Origin of the sequence: Hymenobacter sediminis (assembly GCF_003231285.1) — a bacterium.
In the GTDB taxonomy this organism is placed as follows: Bacteria; Bacteroidota; Bacteroidia; order Cytophagales; family Hymenobacteraceae; genus Hymenobacter; species Hymenobacter sediminis.
The window spans coordinates 554325-571444 of the sequence record NZ_QKNS01000003.1 but is presented as its reverse complement, the minus strand read 5'-3'; the positions used below and the strand labels follow the sequence as shown (position 1 = coordinate 571444).

Genomic DNA, 17120 nt, shown 5'->3' with positions numbered 1-17120 from the left:
GAAAGGTGGGAATTGGGGAAACTCACGATGATGGGACAGGTCGCGAGGGCAGGCAGCGGGCGTCATCTGAAGCGCCAGGCGGTAGTGGCCGCACCCGCCAGGAACTGGTGCATGAGGGAACGACTAGAGCATAGGCAGCCGGGGGTTAGGGTGGGGTTTCTGGGAGAGAAAAGACTAGCGGGCTGCACAGCCCGGGCTTCGGAATATCAAGTGTGTTTCGGAGGCGGTGTAGGAAGCCCCCAGGGCTTTGCTGAGTACGTCGAGCTTGCCATAGAGCGACTCATTCTGCAGATTCAGCGTCACGGTGCAGTTTCTTAGCGCCTTGCTATCATATTCTATGGCAATACCATAAGCCTTCTGCAGGGCGTCCAACACTTCGGCCACGGGTCGGTCGTCGAACACGAAGGACTGGGCCGCCAGCTGTACCGGCTGGGCTACCAACTCGCGCTGCAACTCGTGGCGCGCCGGCAGGTACACGGCCTGCTGGTTGGGCAGCACCACAATGCTGCGGCGGGCGGCGGGGGTAGCGGCTGGTTCCCGCAACGGGTTCACCTGCACGCGGCCGGTGCGCACCTTCACCACTACCGGCGCGGTGCCTTCGGGCGCCCGCACCAGGAAGCTGGTGCCCAGCACGGTGGTTACCACCTCTTGGGTGTACACCCGGAACGGATGCGCTTTGTCGTGGGCAATGGTGAAGAAGGCCTCTCCTTTCAGATACACCGTGCGGTGCTGGGTAGCAAAACGAGCCGGATATTTCAGCTGCCCCTGCGGCGAAACCTGCACCATACTTCCATCCGTGAGGCGCACCGTCTGGGGCTGGGTAGTAGCGTTGACGTAGGTTCGCCAGCCCGAGGCCTGGTGCACCGACGGCTTCACGGCTACCGGCGGGGCCGATTGACGGGTGAGTATCTGCTGGGCACCTACCCCCAGCCCCAGCGCCAAGGCCGCGGCAGCCGCCCAGCGTGCCGCTCCGGCGTACCAGGGGCGGCCAGCCGACGGGCTTACAGCTAACTGCTGGGTTTGCGCTTCAATGTTCTGCCAGAGTAAGGCCCGCAGCTGTTCCCGTTCCGTTGCGGCCAGCATCAGGGGCGGCTGCTCATGGCCCAGCAGCTCGTACCATTGTTCCACCACCCGCGCCTCCTCAGGGGTGCACTCGCCTTGCTGGTACCGCTGCAATAAGTGGAGTAAGTAAGCTTGATTCATATGTATTCAGCGGAAAAACAGGAGGCGGCTATTGATACAGTCGATTAACTGGCACGGTACCCTAGCCTCCCCTCGAAAAAAATTCATAAAAAAACCGGCCGCTATCCTAGCGCCGGAACAAGGGCAGTCTAAAGCTGCTGATTTACTAGTTTTTACGACCAGAGCCCGAGCATCACTACCGTCAAAAAATCGCGCAGGCTTACGCGCAGCGCTTTCAGGGCACGGGTAAGATGATACTCCACCGTTTTGCGGGAAAGATTCAGGCGCACCGCTATTTCCGGCACCGACTGATGCTCCAGCCGGCTCAGACGAAATACCTCGCGCGTGTGCTCGGGCATGGTCATCAGGCTGGCTAGCAGGGCCAGGGAAAGGTCGTCGGCTGCTACGGTTTCTTCGGTGCTGTGGTCTTCGGGCGTGGTGTGCAGGCGAGTGTGCTCCAGATACGCCGTTTGGGTCAGGCGCGCTTTCAGCACATCAATCACGCGGTACTTCACGGCCTTCAGCAGGTAGCTTTTCAGCGTCTGAATTTCCTGGGTGTGCCGTTTTAGCCAAAGGGCCGCGAACAAGTCCTGCACTAGCTCCTCGGCCATTTCGCGGGAGCTCAGCTTGCGGTACGCCGTTCCTAGCAGCAGCTCCCAGTACCGCTCATATATTTCGGCGAAGGCCAGTGAATCATCCTGGTGCAGGGCCCGCACCAGCTCCTCGTCGGTCCAGGCGGCGTACAGCTGGTGGTGCTTAGGCGAGGAGGAAGACAACGAGGACATGGGCCGTGCGGAAAAACTAACTTATTCATCTTGGCGGCAACCTCCAAGCCACGGGAACGGCAAGGTACTCAACGGCCACTAAATGAGCCGGGGCAGGCCGGGCATCGGAAGCTGCTCCGTACTATACGCAACGGCGGGTCTGTTGGCAGCGCGGGGGTAGGTGGTGCGCGCCTTATCTTGCCGCCCCACAGTCCTCTGCTTTCTTTTTATTCGTGTGTATTCGTGGCTCTTCCTCTATCTGATTCTTCTCCGCGTAAGCTCCTGTTTATCTGCAGCCAGAACCGCTGGCGTAGCCTCACGGCCGAGCGCCTCTTCGACGCTCACCCCGACTACGAAGCCCGCTCGGCCGGCACGTAACCGGGCGCGCGGGTACGCGTCACGGCCGGCCACCTGGGCTGGGCCGATGTGGTGCTGGTGATGGAGCGCCGACACACTGAGATTCTGCAGCAGAAGTTTCGGGAGGAGCTGGCCGGGAAGCGCATCATCAACCTGCGCATTCCCGGTAAATTCCAGTTCATGGACCACATTCTGCAGGACCTGCTGCGCGAGCGGCTCCGGGAGCATCTAAGGGAGGATATACTATAGTACTGAGAGGCTTTTGTTCGTGTGCATTTTACCTGATTATGGCGCTGAATTGACAGCTTATGCCACTACCGGGTGCTTTCGGAAAAATATTTTACCAGTTGGCTGTAACCTTCCTCAAAAGGCGAAGTTTCCACGCCCGAATTCGCCACTCACTCACCAGCCAACGCCTTGAACTCTCTTACCGACAACTCGCTCATGCTCCAGGTGAAGGCTGGTCAGGTGGAGAAAATGGGCCTGTTGTTTGAGCGCTACCACCGGCCGTTGCTAGCCTTTTTTTACCACTCAACCAGCAACGCCACGGCCAGCGAGGACTTGGTGCAGACGGTATTTTACCGCATGCTGAAATACCGGCACACCTTCTCGGGGGAAGGTGAATTCCGAACTTGGATGTATCACCTGGCGCGCAACGTGCTGGCGGATACGGCCCGGAAAAATAAACCCTCGGCTCACCACCAAGACATTGCGAACTGGGCTGAGAAAATTGCAGGTGGCGCATCGGCCGACGCCCACCTGCAGCGCACCCAGGAAATGGCCCAGCTCCACCAAGCCATGGCCCGCCTCAGCCCCGACCAGCGCGAAGTGTTGGTGCTGAGCAGGTTTCAGGAGTTGAAATACGAGCAGATAGCGCAGCTGCTCAACACCACGGTAGGGGCTGTAAAGGTGCGCGCGCACCGGGCCCTCTGCCAATTGAAGGACATCTATTTGCAACTGGATAATGGAAGCAAGGTTCAGAAACTGTGAGGAAGTGCAGCAGGAGCTGATGGACTGGCTAGCGGGTGAATTGCCGGAAACGGACAAGCAAACCATGGCCGCCCACCTGGCGCAGTGCCCCAGCTGCCAGCACGAGCTGGACTCGCTGCAGCAACTCTGGACGAACATGGGCGCTTTGCCGGTACCGGCGCCTAGCGAGGAGCTTCGACCCAACTTCTACGCCATGCTGGCCGACTTCAAGGCCGAAGAGCAGCGCCGGCAGCGCTGGTCGGTGCAGGGGCTGCTGCAGCGGCTCCGGGAGTGGTGGCAGCCCGCCTTTGCCCAGCGCCTGGCGTACGGCGCGGTATTGCTGCTGGTGGGCCTGGGCATTGGGTATGGGCTGAAAGGACGCGAAATGGGCGCTGGGGCTGACGAGTCCTTGGCTCAGGCAGCCCCGTCGGCCCCTGCCGAGGCTACGGCCCGGCAGGTAGGCCTCATTTCCCGGCTCAACAACCCCTCGGCCGTGCAGCGTCTGCAAGCTGTGAGCGACGCCCAGGAAGTGGCCCCTACCAACGAACGGGTGCTGGCGGCGCTGTTCAGCACCCTCAACCAAGACCCCAACGTGAACGTGCGCCTGGCTACCCTGGATGCGCTGGCCGGTCTGGCCGACGACCCCACGGTGCGCCTAGGGCTGGTTCGCTCCCTGGCCTACCAGGAGTCTCCGCTCGTGCAGTCGGCCCTGGCCGATTTGATGGTGCAGCTGCAGGAGCGCCGCTCGGTACGCCCCCTGCGCAAGCTGCTCCAACAGGATAACCTTAACGAGCAAGTGAAAAACAAAATCGAGCAAAGCATTCAGTCTTTGTCCCACGAGCGGGCCCCCGCGGCCCCGCCAACCTCTTCAAACTCTTATGAAACCCTTCCCGATAACCCTGGTACTCTGGACACTTCTGTGGCTACCTAGCTGCTCACTGCAAGCCCAGAACCGTGAAGCCACGGAAAAAATCAGCCGTGACTTTACCCTGACCGCCGATGCCGGCCGCAGCACCCTGGCCCTCTACAACATCATGGGCTCGGTGCGGATTGTAGGCAGCAGCGGCAACAAAATAGAGGTGGAAGCTACTAAAACTCTGAAAGCCGAAGACGCCGCCTCACTGGCCCAGGCCCAGAAAGAAGTACAGTTGGGCTTTTTGCAGCGCAACGACAGCCTGGTAGTGTACCAGCAAGGGCCCTTCGACTCCCGCCCGCGTCGCAACCAGAACTGGAGCAGCGAGGATCGGCACTACCAATTCAACTTCGACTTCACGGTGAAAGTGCCCCAGGGCATGAACGTGACCGTCTCAACGGTGAATGGCGGTGAGGTGCAGGTAGAGAATGTGAACGGGCTGGTGCAAGCCAGCAACGTGAACGGGGGCATTTCTCTGCAAAACGTCCAGCAGGTTTCGAAAGCCCACACGGTAAACGGCAAAGTGGAAGTAGCCCTCACGGCCGCACCCTCGACCGCCGCTTCCTATAAGACCATCAACGGCAACATCGTGGTGAGCTATCCGCCCACGGCATCCGCCGACCTCTACTTTAAAAGCATGCACGGGGAGTTGTACACCGACTTCCCGCAGACGCAGGTGCTACCTGTGCAGGTTACTCAGAATACTGAACGGAAAGCTGCCGGCACTACCTACAAGATTCGCAAAGAAACGGCCGTACGGCTAGGAAAGGGCGGGCCTGATATTCGCCTGGAAACCCTGAACGGCGACGTTACCATCAAACAGCAAACCAGATGAACCAGCTCCTTTTTCGCAGTTTTTTTGCCCTCCTCACGCTGCTCAGCCTGCAAGCGGCCCAGGCCCAGCAGACGAGTAAAGAGCAGCTGGTGGTGCCGCTGAGCTCCCCGGGCAAGCCGGGCACCGTGCACCTTAAGCTGGTGGGCGGCGGCATCAAAGTGGTTGGCTACGCAGGCAAAGAGGTGGTGATTGAAGCCTCCTCCCGCAACGAGCGGCGCGAAACCAGTTCCTCTGAAAACGCCTCGGGCATGCGGCGCATTTCGCAGGTGAACAGCCTTGACGTAACGGCCCAGGAGCGCGCCAACCATGTGTACGTGAAAACCCAATCCTGGCAGACGCCGGTGGACTTCATCATCAAAGTGCCGCGCCAATTCTCCCTGCAGCTGGCCACCGTACAGAACGGCGACATTACCGTGGACAACGTGGCCGGGGAGCTGGAAATATCCAACGTAAACGGCTCTATCCGGCTCAACGATGTGGCGGGTTCGGCGGTGCTGAACACGGTGAACGGGGAGCTGATTGCCGATTTCAAGGAGGTAACTGCCGGCGCGCCCATGGCCTTTTCCACCATCAACGGCAAGGTAGACGTGACGCTACCCGCCCGGGCCAGAGTATCGGTGAAGCTGAAATCGGACCACGGCGAAATCTACAGCGATTTTGACCTAAAGGCCGATAGCACGCCCACCAAAGTAACGCGCACCGCCAAAGACGGCCTCTACCGCGTGGCCCAGGACTCCTGGACGTACGGTAAAATCAACGGAGGCGGCCCCGAGTTCATGGTTAAAACTCTGAACGGCAACATCTACATCCGCCGGGCCAAGTAACCGGTACGCGCTCTGCGCCCAGCCCTAGCTGCCACCTCCGTGGGTAGCGGTGGTGAGTGACTCCCGCCAACTGGTTGCCGGTCAGGCTGGGCGCAGCAGAGCGCTTCATTTCTCCCTTTTGCTGGCTTTCTGAATAGCGCTGCTTTTGCGGCTGCCAGCCCCATCATGCCTTTTTATTTCTCTTCCCGCCTATGCATTCTGCGTATGAGAACTTCTATTCTTCTGGTAGTTACTCTTATCCTGCTGGCAGTGTGCCTGCCTCTGGCCTGGGCGCAAACGGGACCGGCACCGGCGACCTCCACGGCTCCTAAGCGCCAACTGCAGGCCATTCGCATCACCGAGGCCATTAAGCTGGATGGCGTATTGGACGAAGCGGTTTGGCAGCAGGCCCCGGTGGCCACTGATTTCATCCAAAACCGCCCTAAGCCCGGCCCCCGCGAGCAGCACCCCACCGAAGTGCGCATCCTCTTCGACGACGCAGCCCTGTACGTAGGGGCCGTAATGCACGATGTGTCGCCGGATTCTATCAAGCGAGAGCTGTCGGCCCGGGACAACCTGCCCAATACCGATTTCTTCGGCATCTTCCTGGACACCTACCACGATAAGCTGAATGGCTACGGCTTTATTGTAACAGCGGGCGGGGTGCAGGCCGATGCGCGCTACTCACCGGCCAGCGGCGAGGATTTTGCTTGGAATGCTGTGTGGGACGCCCGCACCGCCCTGCGCGGCACCGATTGGGTAGCCGAAATGCGCATCCCCTACTCGGCCATCCGCTTCAGCACCGCCGAAGTGCAGCAGTGGGGCTTGCAGTTCATGCGACAGCGCCAGGCTCTGCGCCAAGGCTTTTTCTGGAGTGAGGTGAAGCCCGAAGTCGATGGCTTTGTAAACCAGTGGGGCGAGCTGACCGGTCTGAAAGGACTGAAACCGCCGCTGCGCCTCTCGCTCACACCCTACGTATCGGGCTACGTGAACCACAACCCGCTGAATGCCGAGGGCACGCGCCGGACCACTACCAGCTTCAACGGCGGGGCCGACGTGAAATGGGGCATCAACGAGAGCTTTACCCTGGACGCTACCCTGGTACCCGACTTCGGGCAGGTGCAGAGCGACAACCAAGTGCTCAACCTCTCCCCTTTTGAGGTGCAGTTTCAGGAAAACCGGCAGTTTTTCACCGAGGGCACCGAGCTATTCAACAAGGGCAACCTATTCTATTCCCGCAGGGTAGGCGCCACGCCCATCGGTTTTTACGGGGTAGGGTTGGCCGACAACGAGAAGCTAGTACGCAACCCGGCCGAAACCCGCCTGCTCAACGCCACCAAGGTTTCGGGGCGTACCAAAAATGGCCTGGGCATCGGCCTGTTCAATGCCCTCAGCAACGACGTGTACGCCACCGTGCGCAACACCGAAAGCGGCGAAGAGCGCACAGTACTCACCCAGCCCTTCAGCAACTACAACATTGCGGTGCTGGACCAGTCGCTGAAGAACAACTCCTACGTTTCGCTTATCAATACTAACGTGACGCGCTGGGGCAGCACCTACGATGCCAACGTGACGGGCGGGCTGTTCCGCTTCGCCAACAAAAAGAACTCCTACGCCGTGGATGGCAGCGTGGTATACTCGCGGCGGCGCGGCAACGCATTCGGCTCCGACCAGGCTATTGACGACCAGAACGGCTACAAGTACACCCTGGGCGTGGGCAAAATCAGCGGCAACTTCACCTGGGGCCTCAACCACCGTATCGAATCGGACCACTACAACCCCAACGACCTAGGCATTCTGTTCGGCAACAACAACATCACCCAGAGCGCCTACGCCAACTACCGCATTTATAAGCCTTTCTGGAAAGTGAACAATATGAGTTTCTATTCAGAAATTAACCACACGCTGCTGTATAGGCCCACACGCTACCAGAGCATGTATGTATACAATGGCTTCAATACCACCTTCACCAAAAACTTCCTGCAGGTGGGTTACGACTTCACATACTCGCCCACCACGCATGATTTCTTTGAGCCGCGTACCTATCCGCTAGGCGAGTATTACGTGCGGGTGCCCGCTAATGCCGACTGGATTGGCTTCCTGAATTCCGATACGCGCAAGCGTCTGTCGTTGGGCGTGAATGCGGGCTTGACCTACTACGCCGAGGATGACCGCCTGCCCCGCCCCCGCCGCCTGCGCTACCGGGCCGGCTTCTACCCCCGCTTCCGCGTGAACAACCACCTCACCTTCCGCTACAGCCTCGATTGGGACTTGCAGCGCCACCAGGTTGGCTACGTGAACGGGGGCCTCAGCGCCGAGGAAGTGCAGGATCAGCCTTTTATGGACCAAATTATGCTGGGCCGCCGCAACGTGGCCACCGTTACCAACGTGGCTTCGGTGGCCTACACTTTCACCAACCGCATGTCGTTTACACTGCGGGCCCGCCACTACACCAGCAACGTGCGCTACCAGGACTTCACGGTGCTGCAGAAGGATGGGCAGGAAAACCTGGCGGATTACCGCCGCAACCGGGACAACACCTATAACGCCTTCAACGTGGATGCCGTGTTCTCCTGGTGGTTTGCGCCCGGCTCGCAGGTAAGCATTGTGTGGAAGAATGCGGGTAGCACGTATCTGCTGGGCGAGCGGGCTACCCCCCTCTACTTCGAAAACTTCAACAACACTATCAATACGCCCCACAATAACTCCCTCTCCGTGAAGGTGCTGTATTACCTGGATTACTTGGCCCTGCGCCGGCGGCAGTAGCCGGGTTTGCCCGCCCGAGGGAGCTAGCGCGCAACGTTTGCCGGCCGTATCAACCTTCCGATGCTCCCCTACGTTGAGGCACACCATGCAGTACCTTTTATTTGCCGCCCTAGTAGCGGTGGTCGTTTTTTTCTTTTACCGCTACCTCACCCGGGAGTCACGCCTGAAGCAGGCGGCCGTGGCCGCCGAGTTTCCGGCGGAGTGGCGCCAGATTCTGGCCGAGCGGGTAGCGTTTTATCTTTCCTTGACGGCTAACGACAAGCAGCGCTTCGAAAAGAAGGTGCAGGTCTTCCTGGCCCAGACGCGCGTGACGGGCATCCAAACCGACATCGATGACACAACCCGGGTGCTGGTGGCAGCCTCGGCCGTAATTCCTGTATTCGGCTTTCCCGATTGGGAGTATGCTAACCTGAGCGAGGTGCTGGTAGTGCCCGATGCCTGGACCCAACAGCGCGACCCCAACAAGGAGTTTGTGGGCTTGGAAGGCACATTGCTGGGTAGCGTGCAAGGCTTCCAGACCTCTCATTACATGCGCCTCTCAAAAGCATCATTGGAGCAAGGATTTAAAGATGCCCTGGACAAGCAAAACGTGGGCATTCACGAGTTTGCTCACCTCCTGGATGAGGCCGATGGCGTGATTGATGGAGTGCCCGCCCTGGCCCTACCCCCTGAGCTACGGCCAGAGTGGGAAGCCGTGATGCAGCGCGAAATTGCTGCCATCCGGGCCGGCGACTCAGAAATCAATACCTATGCCGGTACCAACGAGGCGGAGTTCTTCGCGGTGGTAACTGAGTATTTTTTCGAGAAACCCGAGAAGCTGCAGGAGCACCACCCCGAGCTGTACCAACTGCTGAGCCGGGCCCTGCGCCAGAACCCCAAGAAGCGTTTCCTGCGCCTGGCCGTGGACCCGCGCGAGTGGATCCGGAGCTTGCGCACCCGCCGCAAATTCGGCCGCAACTCGCCCTGCCCCTGCGGCAGCGGCAAGAAGTACAAAGACTGCCACTTATTGCAGCAGGAACCGGCAGCAGCGTAGGTTCCCCGCGTTATGGCAAGAGGCCCGCTGAAGCCATCTTTCCTTTTTTGTAGAAAGTCTGATAACCTAACCAGGCCTTGATGTCCGCCCGGACGTCAAGGCCTGGTTAGGTTATCGGGGTAGCTCTTCGCGAAGGAAAGTTGGCGCTGGCTGCGCCTTGCCCCGACAAAAGTGTCACCGCCTGCAATTGCGGCTGAAACCGGCAGGCTGTGTACCTTCGCCTACCCGCTATTTCCTCGAAAGCCTTCCCCTTGCTCATGAAAAAATACATCCTTCCCACCCTTACCGCCGCCGTACTGACGGCCTGCGCACCTACTGCCAAAACCCCCACGGCTTCCACTACCCCCGCTCCTGCTGCCGAACCGGCTACCCAGCCCGTTGCCCCGAATTGGCAGCAGCAAGCGGAGGCCTTCCTGAAAGAATATTCAGCTGAATACCAGCGCCTCTACACCCAATCATCGGAGGCGGAGTGGCGCTCGAACACGCACATTGTAGCCGGTGATACAGCCAACTCGGGCGCTACCGCGCGGGCCAATGAGCGCATGGCGGCCTTTACGGGCTCGGCCCAGAACATTCAGCGCCTGCGGGAGCTACTGGAGCACAAGCAGGACCTCACCGAAATTCAGGTGAAGCAGCTGCAAACGGCCCTTTACAACGCGGCCAACTCGCCCCAAACCATTGCTGATGTGGTGAAGCGCCGCATCAAAGCCGAAACCCAGCAAACGGAAAAGCTTTACGGCTTCGACTACAAATACCAGGGCAAATCCGTCACTACCAACGACCTGGATGAACTACTGCGCAAGGAAAATAACCCCTTGAAGCGTCAGCAGATCTGGGAGGCCAGCAAGGCCATTGGCCCCACCCTAAAAGAGGGCCTGCTGAATCTGCGCGACCTGCGCAACCAGACCGTGCAGGCCCTGGGTTACCCCGATTACTTCTCCTATCAGGCCTCTGATTATGGCATGACCCGGGAGGAAATGATGACGCTGGTGCGCAAAATCAATGAGGAACTGCGCCCCCTCTACCGCGAGCTGCACACCTACGCCCGCTACGAGTTGGCCAAAAAGTACGGCGTCAAGCAGGTACCTGACTACCTACCCGCCTCCTGGCTGCCCAACCGCTGGGGCCAGGACTGGAGCGCTATGGTCGAAGTAAAGGGCCTCAACCTTGACCCCGTACTGGCCAAGAAAGGCGCCGAATGGCAAGTGAAACAGGCTGAGCGGTTCTACCAAAGTCTGGGTTTTCAGGCTCTGCCGGCTGTGTTCTGGGAGAAGTCCAGCCTCTACCCCCTGCCCAAAGGCGCAACCTATAAGAAGAACAATCACGCCTCGGCCTGGCACATGGACCTGAACCAGGACGTGCGCAGCCTGATGAGCGTGGAGGGCAACACCGAGTGGTACGAAACTACCCACCACGAACTGGGCCATATCTACTACTACCTCACCTATACCAACCCCGAGGTGCCGCCGCTGCTCCGCCAGGGAGCTAACCGCGGCTACCACGAGGCTATGGGCTCCCTCATGGGCCTGGCGGCCACCCAAAAGCCTTTCCTGGCTGGCCTAGGCTTAATTGACCCCAAGACCAAAACCGACGAAACCCAAACGCTGCTCAAAGAAGCCCTGAATTACGCTGTGTTCATTCCGTTTGCTTCCGGGGTGATGAGCGAGTGGGAAAACAGCTTCTACGCCGATAAGCTACCCGCCGACCAGCTCAATGCCCGCTGGTGGGCCCTGGCCAAGCAGTACCAGGGCATCGTACCCCCCACCTCTCGCGGTGAGCAGTACCTCGACCCGGCCACTAAAACCCACATCAACGACGACCCGGCTCAGTATTACGATTATGCCCTGAGCTACGTCATCCTGTTCCAGCTCCACGACCACATTGCCAAGAACATTCTGAAGCAGGACCCACACGCTACCAATTACTACGGCAGCAAGGAGGTAGGCGCCTTCCTGGCTGACATCATGCGCCCCGGCTCTAGCAAGGATTGGCGCGCCGTGCTCAAGGAAAAGACTGGCGAGGACCTCTCGGCCCGCGCCATGGTGGAATACTTCCAACCCCTGATGGCCTACCTCAAGCAGCAAAACAAAGGCCGCAAGTACACCATGTAGTTTGAGCGTCTTCCAGAAAAATTAAAAAGCCAGATTCCTAAGTAGGAATCTGGCTTTTTAATTTTTCTGATGAACTACGCCGCGGAGGGTGCTGCTTGCAGGCGCCGCTCCAGCACCTTCCCTACCCCTGCCAGCCGACGCAGCACGAGGTCCTGCACCTCCGTATCATCTAGGTTGATGCCGTGGTTGCGGGTGCTGAGGTAGCGGGTGAGGGTAGCGTTGTCGTCGAGGGTTTCCGACAGTTCCTGCTGGGCCGATTCCCATTCCGCCGAAAGCTGCGCGTGCAGGTACTGAAACCGCAGCTCCACTGTCTGGCTTACCAGGTGGGCCAGGCCGGTCAGCACCTCTTCCTCAGCGGCCGAAAGCGTACGGTGCTCCCGGCCAATAACGGCCATCATGCCAATGCGGGCCCCGTCGGGCATACGCAGGGCCGAGCCGGCGTAAAAGCTCAGACCAAGCGCCTGCGCCACGCCGGGGCTGATGAGCCGACAGCTTTCGGCAGAGTAATCTGAGGTTATTACCGGTACATCAGGCAGGATGGCTGCCGAACACATACTCTCCGTACGAGGCAGCCCGGGTACGCCCTCGGCCCCAGTTACGGCTTTGAAGTGCACGTAGTCCTCATCCACAAAGGAAATTAGGGCAATGGGCGTATTGAACAGCTGAGCTGCCCAGGCCACGTAATCATCAAAGATTTGCTCCGGGGTAGTGTTTACAATCTGGTACAGATGCAGCGTCCGTAGGCGCGCCGCCTCGTTGGAGGGTACCAGGTGGTCGGGGAAGATGTTGGGCATACAGCAGCTAGGGCGCAGGAAGTAAATAGCGGGCCGGCAGTTACAAGCTAACTGCCGGCCCGCTAAAAGGCAACTACTGTCGAGCTTAATAGTTCGCTTCGCTGCCTGGTAAATCAATTAAAATAAACTGTGCATCGCGCGAGGCTCTGATTTCCAGCACGTTTTCGTCGGCGGAGCGAACCTGGTCGTTGGGGCCAATATCAACGCCGTTGATGTAAAGGCTACCCTCCTTCACGTAGATAAAGGTGTTACGAATGGGGAAAGTCTTGAACGTAACCGTTTTATCCTGGGCCAGGTTGCACCAATACACCGTGGTGTTGGAGTTCATGTACACCACATCTTCCAGCACTTTCTGGCCTGAAACCAGCGGCACCAGCTCGTTTTTCTTGTCTAGGAAATCGATATCCTTCTGCTCATAGCTCGGCGACAACCCTTTTTGGTTGGGCAGAAACCACAGCTGGTAAATGTGCGCGGGCTTATCGGTAGCATTTTGCTCGGAGTGGGCCAATCCCGTACCGGCCGTCATGCGCTGTACCTCGCCTTTTTTAATGGTAGCGCGGTTGCCCATCGTATCGGCGTGGGTCAACTCCCCATCCAGCACCAGGGTGATAATCTCCATTTCGGAGTGCGGATGCTGAGGAAAGCCCGCGTTGCCCTGAATGGTATCGTCGTTAAACACGCGCAGAGGACCAAATTGCAGGTTCTGCGAGTCGTAATAGTCGGCGAAGCTGAAAAGGAAGTAGCTGCTGAGCCAGTTGACGGGAGCGGCGTGGTGACGGTCGGTAGCAGGAATAATTTTGATCATTGGGAGGAGTCTTCGTTGAGGGGTCGTTGCGCTTACGCGGAGCAGGTACGGATAGTTAAACGCTAATTCCTAGCGAATAGATACCCCCTACCCCCGCCCCTGGCTTTAATCCCTATTTCCTGTTGCTCCAAACGCAAACCGCCCGCCTGACACTTCGGTCAGGCGGGCGGTTTCAACTCAAGCAACGTTGCTTGTTATACTTTTTTCATGGTGCTTACCTGCTGCTGCAGATCCAGCACGATGCTGGCCAAACGGTTCAGTGAAAGGTCAGCAATGGGGAAGGTGCTGCTGATATAGGCTTTGGCTTCCCAGATTTCCACCACATCCTCTACATCAATCTGATAAGGCTGATACAGCGGGTTATCGGAGTGCAGAGCCAACATGGCGGCATCTTTGAGACGGTTGAACACGCGCTTGAACACAATGCCTTCCTTGGAGCTCACCACAATGCAGGGTGTACCATCCTTAATGCTCATCCAGTCGTCAACATAACGACCCACGATGACGGTACCGCTGGCAATAGGCAGCATGGAGTCGCCGGCAATTTCGAAGGCGCGGTAGGTGCCGGTGTTGCCCAGCATGGGCAGGCGGAATTTAGGCAGCTCTTCGAGGTACTCCGGGTCGGCGTAGCCGTTGAGGTAGCCGGCGGCGGCCTTTTGGGGCACCAGCTCAATGTTTTCGTTCTGCTCTTTATCAACCGTCAGGGCCAGAATGCGCAGGTTACCGTTAGAACGGTTAGCACCGGCATCGGGGGTAGCGGCTGCCTGGGCCTGCAGCTGAAGCGCAGCCTTGGCGTTCTTCTTTTTGCTAAAGTCGGTGGTGACCAGGGCATCCAGGGAAATACCGAACAGGCGGGCCATGTTCACCAGCGTAGCCAGCTTAGGCTCAGCCCGGCCTTCTTCGTAAGCGCCCACCAAGGAGCGTTTGATGCCTAATTTTTCGGCCATCTGCGCCTGCGTGAGGCTCAGTTCGCGCCGCCAGAATTTGAGGTTGGTGTTAATCATAACGCAGGGAAGCCGGGAGTAATGGCTGCATCGGCAAAGCAAGTACCGGCTCACGAAGGTACAAACCGTACTACGCGAATACTAATTCAATTAGCTGAAATTTTTACTAAAAAAATTTGGCAGGTGTTTGCCGGAGCAGAACGTTATGCTTGACGCCACCAAGCCTTCTGCTTAACATATTTACCCTGCATGCCAGCTATAGCATGGTTGTAGGGCATTAGTAATCAATATTTCACCTGTTACCAACAGTTACTCGTTTGGCAGCTAGTTTAGTTAGACAGCCGTTAGCCGCAAAAGAAATTAGCCACTATCTGCTGGTATGCATCAGATAGTGGCTAGTTTCAACGTGACAGGCAAGGCCTCTCAGCCTACTCCCCGCGCAGCTTCTTCAGGTACATCAGGCCCAGCCGGAGCCGGAAGTAGTCGTACTTCTCGCGCAGGTGGTCGAACAGGTCGCGGAGCATGGGGCTACCCCCTAGCTGAGCCTGAGCCGTCTGGATTTCGGCTAGTTCTTCTGGCTTCAGAAATTCCTCCATGCGCAGCTCCATTCCCTTGCCATAGCAGGTAGTCAGGTGCGTTTGCACGGTGGAGATGGCTAGGTCGCGGCGCTGGGCAATGGCCTCCACACTCAGGCCCATGCGGTGGAGCTGGTGGGTGGTTTCCATGGTGCCGTTGACCTCCGTGCCACTGTTCTCACGAGCAGCTTTTGGTTCCCGCTTACGCGGAGCGCGGGCGTCGCTGAAGTCGTCGGGGTCAAGATTCAGGGGTAGCTCGTCATCACTCAGTTCGGCCTGGGCAGCGGGGTTACCGCCGTGTGCCAGCACCTCCCTAATAAAGGCCTCGCCGTAGGTTTCGAACTTCTTCATACCTACCCCCGAAATGGAGAGCATAGCCGTACGGTTCACCGGGCGCTCCTCGGCCATTTCCTGCAGGGTGCTGTCGGTGAAGATAACGTAGGGCGGTACGCCCTGCTCGTCGGCGATGCGCTTGCGCAGGGTGCGCAGGGCCTCGAACAGCTGGGCCTCACGGGAAACCGGGGCAGCTTTGGCAGCTGCCGCTTTCCGGCCTTTCGGTGCTTTTTCAGCTTTCTCGGCGGCCTGGAATTTCTTCATGGGCACGGCACGCTGGCCCTGCAGCACTTCCCGCCCCAACGGCGTAATCTTCAGCGCGTAGCCTTCCTCATAGGCAATGTACACCAAGCCATCATTCAGCATCTGATGGATGTAACTATACCAGTCGAGGTAGGCCAGGTCGCGGCCGGCTCCGTAGGTTTTGATCTGGTCGAGGCCCTGGCTGAGCACGGCCTGGTTGCGCATACCGCGCAGCACGTCAATCAGCAGGTTGATGCTGAGCCTTTCCCTACCCCGCACCACTGCCGACAAGGCCTTCTGGGCCAGCTCGGTGCCATCAAAGGTGGTAGGCGGATTCCGGCAGATGTCGCAGTTACCGCAGTCCTTGGCCAGGGTTTCGCCGAAGTAGTTGAGCAGGATTTTGCGGCGGCAGCTGGCCGCTTCCGCGAATTGCTGCATGCGCTCCAGCTTGGTGAGGTTAAGCTGGGTGAGGTTGGGGTTTTCCTTGGTGAGCATATCGCGCAGGCTCATCACGTCCCCAAAGGAATAGAACAGCACGGCCGTAGCCGGAGCACCGTCGCGGCCGGCGCGGCCAATTTCCTGGTAGTACCCCTCAATGTTCTTGGGCAAGTTGTAGTGGATTACCCACCGCACGTTGCTCTTGTCGATGCCCATGCCGAAGGCTATGGTGGCCACAATTACCTGCAGATCATCTTTCAGGAAGGCTTCCTGCACAGCGCCGCGCTGGTTGGGCGTCATGCCGGCGTGGTAGAAGCCCGCCTTAATGCCTTTGGCCTGAATTTTCTGGGCCAGGGTTTCGCACTGCTTGCGCGAAAGGCAGTAGATAATGCCGGCCTCGCCGGGGTGGCGCTCCAAAAACTCCAAAATACCGCCTACCCTATCCTGCCCCGGCCGCACAATCAGGTTGAGGTTGGGCCTGTCGAAGCTGGAAAGAAACACCCGCGGCTCGTTTAGGCGCAGCTGCTGCTGGATGTCGCGCTGGGTAAGGCGGTCGGCGGTGGCCGTCAGGGCAATGATGGGCACTTGCGGAAACTGCTCGCGCAGCACCCGCAGCTGGGTATACTCAGGCCGGAAGTCGTGCCCCCAGGAGCTGATGCAGTGAGCCTCGTCAATGGCGAACATGCTGATGCGCATGCGCCGCAGAAACGTCAGGAACCCTTCAGAGAGCAGTTTCTCGGGGCTTACATAAAGTAGTTTAAGGTAGCCGTTGAGGCAGTCGGCGGCAATGTTGTTCTGTTCGCTCTGGCCCACGCTGCTGTTGATGTAAGCGGCCGAAATACCGTTGGCTTTCAGGGCTTCCACCTGGTCTTTCATCAGAGCAATCAGCGGCGACACTACCACGCACACGCCCTCCTGCACCACGGCCGGCACCTGGAAGCAGATGCTTTTGCCGCCTCCCGTAGGCATAAGCACCACGGTATCCTGCCCACCCAGAATATTGCCGATAATGTCTTCCTGCATAGGCCGGAAGGTGTCGTAGCCGTAGTATTTCTTCAGGACGCGACGGGCAGAATCGAGGGTAGGAGCGAGTTGTTCAGCAGCAAATAACATGGGGTAAAGATACGGCGAAACGCGGCGGGGAGAAAGAGTGAATATAACCGGGCGGAGGCGGAAATGGTGCACTCGTCGGGCACAATCCTGAACGACCACCAGCCCCAAGTATTCCGTTTACCAAAGCAGTATTCTTCACTTT

General features: G+C 58.6%; 15 protein-coding genes. 9 read left to right on the top strand and 6 right to left on the bottom strand.

Translation table 11 applies throughout. The annotated features are described in order from the left end of the window. Positions 1-174: 174 nt before the first annotated feature. The gene (locus DNI29_RS11500; protein ID WP_110978240.1) at positions 175-1203 is read right to left on the bottom strand and encodes a FecR family protein; all 1029 of its coding nucleotides are present in this window, start codon (positions 1201-1203) and stop codon (positions 175-177) included. 152 nt (positions 1204-1355) lie between these two features. After that, positions 1356-1967 carry an RNA polymerase sigma factor gene (locus tag DNI29_RS11495; RefSeq protein WP_110978239.1) on the bottom strand — a complete coding sequence of 204 codons (612 nt, stop codon included), beginning with the start codon at positions 1965-1967 and terminating at the stop codon, positions 1356-1358. A 222-nt stretch (positions 1968-2189) separates the two neighbouring features. On the opposite strand from DNI29_RS11495, the gene DNI29_RS25125 reads away from it, so the two are divergent. The 9 genes from DNI29_RS25125 (at position 2190) to DNI29_RS11455 (ending at position 11733) form a co-directional block, all read left to right on the top strand. Continuing rightward, entirely contained in the window at positions 2190-2324 is a 135-nt protein-coding gene (locus DNI29_RS25125) for a hypothetical protein (protein ID WP_262510218.1), read from the top strand. A 60-nt stretch (positions 2325-2384) separates the two neighbouring features. Further along, on the top strand, positions 2385-2552 hold the full coding sequence (locus DNI29_RS24920; RefSeq protein ID WP_238388067.1) for a hypothetical protein: 168 nt from the start codon (positions 2385-2387) through the stop codon (positions 2550-2552). Positions 2553-2747: 195 nt separating this feature from the next. After that, complete coding sequence (locus tag DNI29_RS11485) at positions 2748-3293, top strand: RNA polymerase sigma factor (RefSeq protein WP_110978238.1); 546 nt, start codon at positions 2748-2750, stop codon at positions 3291-3293. Further along, the gene (locus DNI29_RS11480) at positions 3268-4203 is read left to right on the top strand and encodes a zf-HC2 domain-containing protein (RefSeq protein WP_110978237.1); all 936 of its coding nucleotides are present in this window, start codon (positions 3268-3270) and stop codon (positions 4201-4203) included. Before DNI29_RS11485 ends, DNI29_RS11480 begins: the two co-directional genes overlap by 26 nt. Continuing rightward, the gene (locus tag DNI29_RS11475; protein WP_110978236.1) at positions 4151-5020 is read left to right on the top strand and encodes a DUF4097 family beta strand repeat-containing protein; all 870 of its coding nucleotides are present in this window, start codon (positions 4151-4153) and stop codon (positions 5018-5020) included. Before DNI29_RS11480 ends, DNI29_RS11475 begins: the two co-directional genes overlap by 53 nt. Next, positions 5017-5844, top strand: a complete 828-nt coding sequence (locus DNI29_RS11470) for a DUF4097 family beta strand repeat-containing protein (RefSeq protein ID WP_110978235.1) — start codon at positions 5017-5019, stop codon at positions 5842-5844. Before DNI29_RS11475 ends, DNI29_RS11470 begins: the two co-directional genes overlap by 4 nt. 204 nt (positions 5845-6048) lie before the next feature. Then, on the top strand, positions 6049-8589 hold the full coding sequence (locus tag DNI29_RS11465; RefSeq protein ID WP_162303587.1) for a DUF5916 domain-containing protein: 2541 nt from the start codon (positions 6049-6051) through the stop codon (positions 8587-8589). Positions 8590-8674: 85 nt separating this feature from the next. Next, positions 8675-9622: a zinc-dependent peptidase gene (locus DNI29_RS11460; RefSeq protein ID WP_110978233.1), complete on the top strand. Its 948-nt coding sequence runs from the start codon at positions 8675-8677 to the stop codon at positions 9620-9622. A gap of 257 nt (positions 9623-9879) precedes the next feature. Continuing rightward, positions 9880-11733: a M2 family metallopeptidase gene (locus tag DNI29_RS11455; RefSeq protein WP_110978232.1), complete on the top strand. Its 1854-nt coding sequence runs from the start codon at positions 9880-9882 to the stop codon at positions 11731-11733. A gap of 74 nt (positions 11734-11807) precedes the next feature. Here the strand turns inward: DNI29_RS11455 and DNI29_RS11450 are convergent, their stop codons facing one another. The 4 genes from DNI29_RS11450 to recQ form a co-directional block, all read right to left on the bottom strand. Continuing rightward, complete coding sequence (locus tag DNI29_RS11450) at positions 11808-12527, bottom strand: GAF domain-containing protein (RefSeq protein WP_110978231.1); 720 nt, start codon at positions 12525-12527, stop codon at positions 11808-11810. Positions 12528-12612: 85 nt separating this feature from the next. Continuing rightward, a complete protein-coding gene (locus DNI29_RS11445) occupies positions 12613-13332 on the bottom strand; it encodes a pirin family protein (RefSeq protein ID WP_110978230.1) in 720 nt (239 codons plus the stop codon). 194 nt (positions 13333-13526) lie between these two features. Then, positions 13527-14336 carry an XRE family transcriptional regulator gene (locus tag DNI29_RS11440; protein WP_110978229.1) on the bottom strand — a complete coding sequence of 270 codons (810 nt, stop codon included), beginning with the start codon at positions 14334-14336 and terminating at the stop codon, positions 13527-13529. A gap of 368 nt (positions 14337-14704) precedes the next feature. Continuing rightward, the gene (recQ, locus tag DNI29_RS11435) at positions 14705-16978 is read right to left on the bottom strand and encodes a DNA helicase RecQ (RefSeq protein WP_110978228.1); all 2274 of its coding nucleotides are present in this window, start codon (positions 16976-16978) and stop codon (positions 14705-14707) included. Positions 16979-17120 lie beyond the last annotated feature (142 nt).